Origin of the sequence: Streptomyces phyllanthi (genome assembly GCF_009377205.1) — a bacterium.
GTDB classification, from domain to species: domain Bacteria; phylum Actinomycetota; class Actinomycetes; order Streptomycetales; family Streptomycetaceae; genus Streptomyces; species Streptomyces phyllanthi.
Genome location: NZ_VJZE01000367.1, coordinates 1 through 9561 on the forward strand (window position 1 = coordinate 1; position 9561 = coordinate 9561).

General features: G+C 72.0%; 10 protein-coding genes. 7 read left to right on the top strand and 3 right to left on the bottom strand.

Annotated features, from left to right (window positions below):
* The 3 genes from FNH04_RS34425 to FNH04_RS34435 all read left to right on the top strand — a co-directional run.
* On the top strand, positions 1–267 hold a 267-nt coding region (locus FNH04_RS34425; RefSeq protein ID WP_152789777.1), incomplete at its 5' end, for an SH3 domain-containing protein.
* Between the two features lie 149 nt (positions 268–416).
* The gene (locus FNH04_RS34430) at positions 417–1784 is read left to right on the top strand and encodes an FtsW/RodA/SpoVE family cell cycle protein (RefSeq protein ID WP_152789778.1); all 1368 of its coding nucleotides are present in this window, start codon (positions 417–419) and stop codon (positions 1782–1784) included.
* Between the two features lie 28 nt (positions 1785–1812).
* Positions 1813–3291 carry a penicillin-binding transpeptidase domain-containing protein gene (locus tag FNH04_RS34435; protein WP_152789779.1) on the top strand — a complete coding sequence of 493 codons (1479 nt, stop codon included), beginning with the start codon at positions 1813–1815 and terminating at the stop codon, positions 3289–3291.
* Positions 3292–3306: 15 nt separating this feature from the next.
* On the opposite strand, the gene FNH04_RS34440 is transcribed toward FNH04_RS34435, so the two are convergent.
* The gene (locus FNH04_RS34440) at positions 3307–4152 is read right to left on the bottom strand and encodes a hypothetical protein (protein WP_322724689.1); all 846 of its coding nucleotides are present in this window, start codon (positions 4150–4152) and stop codon (positions 3307–3309) included.
* 136 nt (positions 4153–4288) lie between these two features.
* Here FNH04_RS34440 and FNH04_RS34445 point away from each other — a divergent pair, with 136 nt between their 5' ends.
* The 4 genes from FNH04_RS34445 to FNH04_RS34460 all read left to right on the top strand — a co-directional run bounded on the left by FNH04_RS34445 (position 4289) and on the right by FNH04_RS34460 (position 7672).
* A complete protein-coding gene (locus FNH04_RS34445; protein ID WP_152789780.1) occupies positions 4289–5218 on the top strand; it encodes an AurF N-oxygenase family protein in 930 nt (309 codons plus the stop codon).
* A gap of 126 nt (positions 5219–5344) precedes the next feature.
* Entirely contained in the window at positions 5345–6070 is a 726-nt protein-coding gene (locus tag FNH04_RS34450; protein ID WP_152789781.1) for a TetR/AcrR family transcriptional regulator, read from the top strand.
* Positions 6071–6080: 10 nt separating this feature from the next.
* Positions 6081–6395: a hypothetical protein gene (locus FNH04_RS34455; protein ID WP_322724691.1), complete on the top strand. Its 315-nt coding sequence runs from the start codon at positions 6081–6083 to the stop codon at positions 6393–6395.
* Between the two features lie 104 nt (positions 6396–6499).
* A complete protein-coding gene (locus FNH04_RS34460; protein ID WP_322724692.1) occupies positions 6500–7672 on the top strand; it encodes a C40 family peptidase in 1173 nt (390 codons plus the stop codon).
* Here FNH04_RS34460 and FNH04_RS34465 read toward each other — a convergent pair.
* On the bottom strand, positions 7633–8880 hold the full coding sequence (locus tag FNH04_RS34465; RefSeq protein WP_152789783.1) for a styrene monooxygenase/indole monooxygenase family protein: 1248 nt from the start codon (positions 8878–8880) through the stop codon (positions 7633–7635). The genes FNH04_RS34460 and FNH04_RS34465 overlap by 40 nt on opposite strands.
* A 62-nt stretch (positions 8881–8942) precedes the next feature.
* A complete protein-coding gene (locus tag FNH04_RS34470) occupies positions 8943–9518 on the bottom strand; it encodes a GTP-binding protein (RefSeq protein WP_152789785.1) in 576 nt (191 codons plus the stop codon).
* Positions 9519–9561 lie beyond the last annotated feature (43 nt).

The window sequence follows — 9561 nt, forward strand, 5'->3', positions numbered from 1 at the left end:
TCGAACCACCGCCCCACCCCGCCCAGCGCGGACTTCACCCAGGGCAGGGTCACCGCCGTCGGCGGCCTGTTCCGGCGCAGCGGTCCCGGTACCGACTACCCGATCATCGGCATCACCCCCCAGGGCGCGATCGTCGACATCTTCTGCAAGTTCCCGGGCACGGTGGTCGACGGCAACCCCCTGTGGTACCAGCTCGCCGACGGCACCTGGGCCTGGAGCTCGGCGCGCTACATCGAGAACCTCGGTCCGGCACCCCGCTGGTGCTGACCACCAGGGACCACTGACCCGCCGCGCACCGGCTCCTTCCATCCAACCGCGCAGGCCGCGCAGGCCGCACAGGCCGCCAAGTGCACCGCAATGGCCTGATTATCGCGACATAAAAGGACATCAGGCACCCCGCTTGCTACGTTCCGCTCATGACCAAGGCCGGAACGACCGTGGCGGTGAACCCGTCCCCTCCGGCGGTGCGCCTGCCCCGGCGTCGTGGCGTCGAACTCGCCCTCATCGTCGTCGCCGTCCTGCTCTCCGTGTACGGCTACTGCGCTGTCGGTCTCGCCCGCAGCGGCACCGTCCCGCCCGGCGCCGCCCACTACGGTGCCGGGCTCGGTGTACTCGCCCTGCTCGCGCACTGCGCGGTCCGCTTCCGGGCGCCGTACGCCGATCCCCTGCTGCTGCCCATCGCCGTCCTCCTGAACGGACTGGGCCTGGTGCTGATCTACCGCCTCGACCTGGAGACCCCGCGCGACCAGGCGGCCCCCGCCCAGCTCAACTGGTCGACGCTGGGGGTCGCGCTCTTCATCACGGCCGTGGTGCTGCTGCGGGACCACCGGGTGCTCCAGCGGTACGCGTACGTCTGCGTGGTCGGCGCCCTGGGCCTGCTCCTGCTGCCGATCCTCTTCCCCGCGGTCAACGGCGCCCGTATCTGGATCCGGATCGCCGGGTTCTCCATCCAGCCGGGCGAGTTCGCGAAGGTGCTGCTGGCCGTCTTCTTCGCCAGCTATCTCGCGGCGAACAGGACCGCCCTCGCGTACACCGGCCGCCGTATCTGGCGGTTCCGGCGGCTCCAGCTGCCCACCGGCCGCGTCCTCGGCCCGATCGTCGCGATCTGGCTGGTGAGCGTGGTGGTCCTGGTGCTGGAGCGGGACCTGGGGACCTCGCTGCTGTTCTTCGGGCTGTTCGTGGTCCTGCTGTACGTCGCCACCGGCCGCACCGGCTGGATCGCGGTGGGGCTGCTGCTGGCCGTCGCGGGCGCCCTCGCCGTGGGCCGCCTCGAGCCGCATGTGCACAGCAGGGTCGAGGACTGGCTGCACCCCTTCGCGTCCATCGAGGCGGGCCAGGGTCCGGGCCAGCTCGCCCAGTCCCTCTTCGCGTTCGCCGCGGGCGGGATGTCCGGCACCGGACTGGGCCTCGGCCACTCGGTCCTCATCGGTTTCGCCGTCAAGTCGGACTTCATCCTGGCGACGGCGGGCGAGGAACTGGGCCTGGCCGGTCTGACGGCGGTCTTCCTGCTGTACGCGCTGCTGGTGGAGCGCGGCTACCGGGCCGGACTCGCCCTGCGGGACCCCTTCGGCCGGCTCCTCGCCGTCGGTCTGGCCTCCATCATCGCCCTCCAGGTGTTCGTGATCGCGGGCGGAGTGACCGGGCTGATCCCGCTGACCGGCATGGCGATGCCGTTCCTCGCCCAGGGCGGCTCCTCCGTCGTCACCAACTGGATCATCGTGGCGCTGCTGATCCGGCTCAGCGACTCGGCCCGCGGTCAGTACGACGGAACGGGGCCGCCATGAGCGGCCCGGCCCCACGGAAGGTCCGGTCATGACGCAGTACATCCGCCGGGCCGCCGCCCTGTGCGCGCTGCTCCTCGTCGCTCTCCTGGCCAACGCCACCCGCGTCCAGGTCTTCCAGGCCCGGGCGTACGACGACAACCCCGGCAACCGCCGGGGGGAGATCGCCCGCTGGAGCCGGCCGCGCGGGGACATCGTCGTCGGCGGCCGCGCGGTCACCGGCTCCCGGGACACCGGCGAGCCGCTGCGCCACGAACGGACGTACCGCGACGGCCCGCTGTACGCGCCCGTCACCGGCTTCGCCTCGCAGGTGTACGGCTCGACGCTCCTGGAGGACACGGCGGACGACGTGCTCGCGGGCACCGATCCGATGCTGTCCCTGCTCCCCGCCTGGAACGACGTGACCCGCTCCCGCACCGCGGGCGGCCGGGTCGTCACCACGATCGATCCGGCGGCGCAGCGGGCGGCCTACGCCGGGCTGCGCGGCCGCCGGGGCGCGGTCGCGGCCCTCGAACCGGCCACCGGGCGTGTCCTGGCGCTGGTGTCCACACCGTCGTACGACCCGGGAGTGCTGTCCGGGAACGGCCCCGCCGTGGCCGAGGCGTGGACGCGGCTGAACGAGGACCCGGCCAGGCCGATGCTCAACCGGGCGGTCCAGCAGACCTATCCGCCGGGGTCGACGTTCAAGGTGGTGACGGCCGCGGCGGCACTGGACGCGGGCGTGGTCGGGGACCTGGACGCGCCGACCCGGTCCCCCGCCCCGTACACCCTGCCCGGTACGAGGACCCGGCTGGTGAACTCCTCCGACGGGTGCGAGGACGCCCCGCTCCGCCATGCCTTCGAGTGGTCGTGCAACACCGTCTTCGCGAAACTGGGTGTGGAGGTGGGCCTGCGCCGGATGACCGGGACGGCACGGAAGTTCGGCTTCAACGACCCCGGACTGCGGATCCCGTTCCCGGTCGCGCCGAGCAGCTTCGACACCTCCATGGACCGGGCGCAGCTCGCGCTCTCCTCCATCGGGCAGTACAACACGCGGGCGACCCCCCTCCAGATGGCGATGGTCACGGCGGCCGTGGCCAACGGCGGCTCGGTCATGGCGCCCTACCTGGTGGAACGGACCACGACCGGCGGCGGCGCCACGATCTCGGTGACCAGTCCGCGGACACGGCGCCCGGCGATGAAGCCGGCGACGGCCGCGAAGCTGCGTGAGCTCATGACCGACGTGGTGGACAGGGGCACGGGCGCGAACGCCGCGATCCCCGGTGCCACGGTCGGCGGCAAGACCGGCACCGCCCAGCACGGCATCGGCAACTCGGGCACGCCGTACGCCTGGTTCATCTCCTGGGCCCGCGCGGAGGGCACACCGGCGCCGGCCGTCGCGGTCGCCGTGGTCGTCGAGGACGCGGAGGCCGACCGCGGGGACATCAGCGGCGGCGGCGACGCGGCCCCGATCGCCCGGGCGGTGATGGAGGCGGTCCTGCACACGGCCGCCGCCGGCCGGCCCCGGTGAGCATGGAGGTGTGCGCTAGCCGATCGGCTTCCGGAGTTCGGAGCGGATCTGGAGGGTCCGCTCGGCGAAGGCCTCCAGGTCCACCTCGCCGGGCTCCTGCAACGCGATCTCCTGGGTGACCTCGGCGATGGAGGCACCGGTGTTGCCGTCCACCCAGCCGCACATCGGGACGGTCACGTCCGTGCCCAGCTGGCTCTGCGTCAGCACCTGGCAGGTGATGGTGACGTCCGCGCCGGAGGGCTTGAAGTCCCGGGGTTTGACCGCCACCTCGGCTCCGTCCGCCTCGGCGGCGCCCTCCATCATCGCGTCGCGGGCGGTCTCCGTGTTCTTGAACCGGCCGTACATCCCGGACACCACCAGGGTGCCCTTGTTCTGGTCACCGTCGAGGGAGTACTGGCCGACGGCCGCGCGCGTGTCGCGGGCGTCCCAGGCGCCCTCCATCTCGTCCTCCAGCTTCGCGCCCTCGGAGTCGGAGAGGTCCTGCGCCAGCTCGTACTTGCCGTCGAGCAGCGTCTCGCTCAGCCTCAGCTCGTACTCGGCCTCGGGGAAGCTGTCCTCGACCTGCGAGCCGATGAAGCCGAACCCCACGACGACGGCCACCACCACACCGACGGCACCGCCCACGATGCCGAGCACGAGCCCGACGCCGCGCTTCTTCGGTGGCGGCGGCGCGCCCCAGGGAGCGGGGTGCTGCTGGCCGTACGGGGCTCCGTAGGGCGGGGCGGGCTGCTGCCCGTACGGCTGGGGCTGCCCGTACGGCTGGGGCTGCCCGTAGGGCTGCGGCTGCTGGCCGTAGGGGCCCTGGGGCGGCTGCTGGCCGTACGGGCCCTGGGGCGGCGGCGGAGGATAAGGCGTGGACACGCGAGCACGCTACTCCACCCGAGTGACAGTCCAGGGGATTGACGGGCTTGCTGACAAGCAGTCTCATAATGCCTGACCGCCGGTAACGCTCGACGACGCGGTCCTGACAGACCAACGGACGAGGTGGGCAGCGACGATGAGGACGGCGACCGAGACCGAGGTACTGCGCGACGCGCTCGGCCTGATCAAGGACCGTGAGCAGGTGGCCGAGCGACTGCTCGCCGCCTCCGCCCGGCACTCCTTCGACCCGGACCGGGAGCTGGACTGGGACGCGCCCTTCGAGGACGGCAAGTGGTTCTGGCCGCCGGAGCTCGTGTCGCTGTACGACACACCCATGTGGCGGCGGATGGGCGAGGAGCAGCGGATCCTGCTGTCCCGGCACGAGGCGGCGGCGCTCGCCTCGCTCGGGATCTGGTTCGAGATCATCCTCATGCAGCTGCTGGTGCGGCACATCTACGACAAGGCGGCGACGAGCGCGCACGTCCGCTACGCGCTGACCGAGATCGAGGACGAGTGCCGGCACTCGAAGATGTTCGCGCGGCTGATCGCCCACGGCGGCACACCGTGGTACCCGGTGAGCCGTCTGCACCAGAACCTCGGGCGCCTCTTCAAGACGGTCTCGACCACGCCCGGTTCGTTCACGGCGACGCTCCTCGGCGAGGAGGTGCTGGACTGGATGCAGCGCCTGACGTTCCCCGACGAGCGCGTCCAGCCCCTCGTCCGCGGGGTCACCCGTATCCACGTGGTGGAGGAGGCCCGCCATGTCCGGTACGCCCGCGAGGAGCTGCGCCGCCAGATGCTGACGGCCCCGCGCTGGTCCCAGGAGTTCACCCGCGTCACGTCGGGCGAGTTCGCGCGGGTGTTCTCGGTGGCCTTCGTGAACCCGGAGGTCTACACGAACGTCGGCCTCGACCGGCGCGAGGCCGTGGCCCAGGTGAAGGCCAGCGCCCACCGACGGGACATCATGCGCACCGGCGCGAAGAAGCTCACGGACTTCCTGGACGACATCGGGGTACTGCGCGGCGCCGGACGGCAGCTGTGGCGGTCGTCGGGGCTGCTGGCGTGACAACCACACCCCGCACGCCCGGACCGCTGACGTGAGCGCGGTTGTGGGTGCGCACCGAAAGAGGCGTGGAAAACTGCGCCCCACCGCAGCGGACACGCTCCCGGCGGCGCGGTTACGCTGCCGGGCATGACCCCGCAGGCCCCCGCCCGTGCGTACCGGCGTCTCAGTGTCGAGGAGCGGCGCAGCCAGCTGCTCGACGCGGCGCTCGGCCTGTTCGCGCGCCGGGCGCCCGAAGAGGTCTCGCTCGACGACGTGGCGGAGGCGGCCGGTGTGTCGCGACCGCTGGTGTACCGGTACTTCCCCGGCGGCAAGCAGCAGCTGTACGAGGCCGCCCTGCGGTCCGCCGCCGAGGAGCTGGAGCGGTGCTTCCACGAGCCCGCGGAGGGGCCGCTCACCCAGCGGCTCGCCCGCGCCCTCGACCGGTACCTCGCCTTCGTCGACGAGCACGACACCGGGTTCAGCGCGCTGCTCCAGGGCGGGAGCGTCGTGGAGACGTCCCGGACCACGGCCATCGTGGACCGCGTACGGCGGGCCGCCGCCGAGCGTGTGCTGAGCCATCTGGGGGTGGCGGAGCCCGGCCCGCGGCTGCGCATGACCGTGCGGACCTGGATCAGCTCCGTCGAGGCGGCCTCGCTCATCTGGCTCGACGAGGGCAAGGAGCCGTCGGCGGACGAGCTGCGGGACTGGCTCGTCGAGCAGTTCATGGCGTGCCTCGTGACCACCGCGGGGCGCGACCCGCAGACCGCCCGCGTGGTGCGCGGCGCCCTCGCCGTGGAGCGCGCGGAGGGTGCCGTCGGCGGGCTCGTACGCCGTGTGGTGCCCCTGATCGAGGACGCCGGGCACCTGTGGTGACACTGGTGGCGTGAAGAGCGAAGACACTCCCTTCGTGGGCGGGCCCCTGGACGGCCGGGTCCTGCCCGTGCTCCTGGGGATCACCGGGCATCCGCCGAAGACCTACCGGGTCCCGGTGCCCGACGCCGCCGGCGGGCCCCCCACCGTGCTGGTCTACCGGCGGGTGCCCAGGCCGCACGCCGGCCGGTTCGCCCTCGGCCACAAGTGGCGGTACGAGTACGACCCCGAGGGCGGCGGCGACCGCGGTCCGCGGTGGCCGTGGTCGAGGCCCGGGGCGAAGCCGGACGCCGCGCCGGAGCGGAAGGGCGACACCACGGACGAGTGACCTCCTTGGGCCGAACCGCCCCTTCGATGCGTGGCCCGCACATGATCGGATCATCCTGCCGGTGCGAGATGGACGGACCATCCCCCGCACCGGAGGTTGATGACGTGTCAGGAAGGCTGCTGAGACTGGTCTGTACGGTGGCGGTCACGGCCGGAGCGGCCCTCGCACCCGCGCCCTCGCTCGCCGTTCCCGAGCCGGGGGAGCCGCCGGCCGCCGGGGCCCCGGAATCCGGCGACCGCTCCGTGGCCAAGCTGCTGACGGACCTTCAGCGCCTCTACCGCGAAGCCGAGAAGGCCACCGAGGCCTACAACGCCACCGAGGAGAAGCTGGACAGGCAGCGCGCCGAGGTCACGCGGACCGACCGGCAACTCGCCCGGGCCCGGCTCTCCCTGCACGACAGCCGCAGTGACGCCGGCCGGCTCGCCCGTCAGCAGTACCAGAGCCGTACCGACATCTCCCCGTACCTACGGCTGCTGCTGGCCCGCGATCCGCAGCGTGCGCTCGACCAGGGGCATGTGATCGGGCAGGTGGCGCTGGAGCGCGCGGAGACCGTGGACCGGCTCATGGGCGACGAGGCGAAGACCGACGCGCTGGCCCGCAAGGCGCGCAAGGCGCTCGACGAGCAGCTCGTCCTCTCCGAGCGGCGCAGGAAGCAGCGGGACGGGGTGCGCAAGCGGCTCAAGGAGGTCGAGGAGCTGCTGGCCTCGCTCAGCGACCAACAGCTGGACGACATCACCGAGTTGGAGAAGGAGCAGGAGACCGGGGCGCAGAAGAAGCTCGTGGCCTCGGGGGCGGTGAGCACCGTACGGCCACCGACCGAGCAGGGGGCGGCGGCGCTGCGGTACGCCGTCGAGCAGATCGGCAAACCGTACGAGTGGGGTGCCGAGGGGCCGGACGCGTACGACTGCTCCGGGCTCACCTCGCAGGCCTGGCTGCACGCCGGACTGCCGATCCCGCGGACCAGCCAGGAGCAGTGGGAGCAGCTCGAACGCGTGCCCATGGAGCGGCTGCGGCCCGGGGATCTCGTCGTGTACTTCCCGGAGGCCACCCACGTCGCCCTCTATCTGGGCAACGGCCTGGTCGTACAGGCGCCGCGGCCCGGGGCGAAGGTCAAGGTGTCGCCCCTGGCCGCCAACCCGGTGCTGGGTGCCGTACGGCCCGACCCCCTCGGGGAGCCCCTGGCGCGGTACACGCCGCCGGAGCTTCCCGAGGGGGCGCTGGACGGGGACGACGAGGGTTACGCCTCGGCGGCGGCGCCGGTGAGCGAGGCGAGGTAGGCCTCGGTCTTCTCCGGCTCGTAGAAGAAGTTCTCGAAGTCGGACGGGTCGTTGAAGCCGTTGGCGAAGCGGTCCGCGACCGGCTGCAGGGCGCCCCCCGCGCCGATGAGGTGGAGGACATGCTCCGGGGGGACGCCGAGCATGGCGTTCGTCCACTTGGTGACGTGCCGGGCCGTGTCCCAGTAGCGGTCGAAGGTCCGCCGCATCCAGGCCTCGTCGAACTCCTTGTCGCCGTGTTCGAGGATCGAGGCGAGGTAGGCGGCCGCGCACTTGGAGGCCGAGTTGGAGCCCTGGCCCGTGATCGGGTCGTTCGCGACGACCACGTCGGCCACGCCCAGGGCCAGGCCTCCGCCGGGGAGGTGGGCCACCGGGTTGCGCACGGTGGGGGCGTAACGGCCGCTCAGCACGCCGCCCGCGTCGGTCAGTTCGACCTTGGTGGCCCGCGCGTACTCCCAGGGCGTGAACCGCTCCATGAGCTCCAGGGTCAGGGAGAGGTGCTCCGCCGGGTCGTTGACGCCGTCGAAGACGTCGAGCGGGCCTCCGGGTACGCCCTCCCAGAACAGGATGTCGGCGCGGCCGGAGGTGGTGAGCGTCGGCATCACGAAGAGCTCGCCGACACCGGGCACCAGGTTGCAGCGGACCGCGTCGAAGTCGGGGTGCTCGGGGCGGGGGCCGACGCCGTGGACGTACGCGACGGCGAGGGCGCGCTGTGGCTCGCCGAACGGCGAGCGGGAGGCGTCGCGGCCGAACATCGACACCAGCTCGCCCTTGCCCGCCGAGACCAGGACGAGGTCGTAGGTGCGGGAGAAGTAGTCGAGGTCGGAGACCGCCGCGCCGTGGATGACGAGCTGGCCGCCGCGCTGGGCGAAGGTCTCCATCCAGCCGGCCATCTTCACCCGCTGGTCGACCGACTGGGCGTACCCGTCGAGCTTCCCCACCCAGTCGATGACGCGCTGTGACTCCGGGCCGGCGACGGAGACGCCCAGCCCTTCGATCCTCGGGGCCTGTGACTCCCAGAAGTTCAGTTCGAGGTCGCGCTCGTGCTGCAGTGCCGTGTGGAACATGCACTGCGTCGACATGACCCGGCCGCTGCGTATCTCGTCCGCGGTCCGGTTGGACATCAGGGTGACCTCGTACCCGTGCGACTGGAGTCCGAGGGCGAGCTGGAGTCCGGACTGGCCGGCTCCGACGACGAGTATCTTCCGCATACGGGGGCTGTTCTCCTGGTGGGGAGCGGCTCCGGGACGTGCCTGCACTTCCTCGGGGTCGCTTACTCGGGCATGACTGCTATCGCGTGGGCGCAGAGCGCCAGCAGGGTCTCCACGACCGATATCCGGCGCCGCGCGTCCATGATCATGACAGGTACATGTGGGGGAACGGTGAGGGCCTCGCGCACGTCCTCGGCCTCGAACCGCTCGCTGCCGTCGAAGTGGTTGACCGCCACGACGTACGGGATTCCGCAGCTCTCGAAGTAGTCGAGCGCCGGGAAGCAGTCGGTGAGCCGCCGGGTGTCGGCGAGGACGACCGCGCCGATCGCGCCGCGCACCAGGTCGTCCCACATGAACCAGAACCGCTGCTGGCCGGGCGTGCCGAACAGATAGAGCACCAGGTCGTCGTCGAGCGTGATGCGGCCGTAGTCCATGGCCACCGTGGTGGTGGTCTTGCCCGGGGTGGCCGTCAGATCGTCGGTGCCCTCGCTGGCCTCGGTCATCAGCGCCTCCGTCTGCAGGGGCGTGATCTCCGAGACGGCGCCGACGAGGGTGGTCTTGCCGACGCCGAAGCCCCCGGCCACCACGATCTTGGTCGCGATGGGGGCGCGGGTGATGTCGGTCTGCCAGGGTTTCAGGTCCTCCTCGGGCTCGGCCTCGGCCGGCCGGGCGGGTACCTGG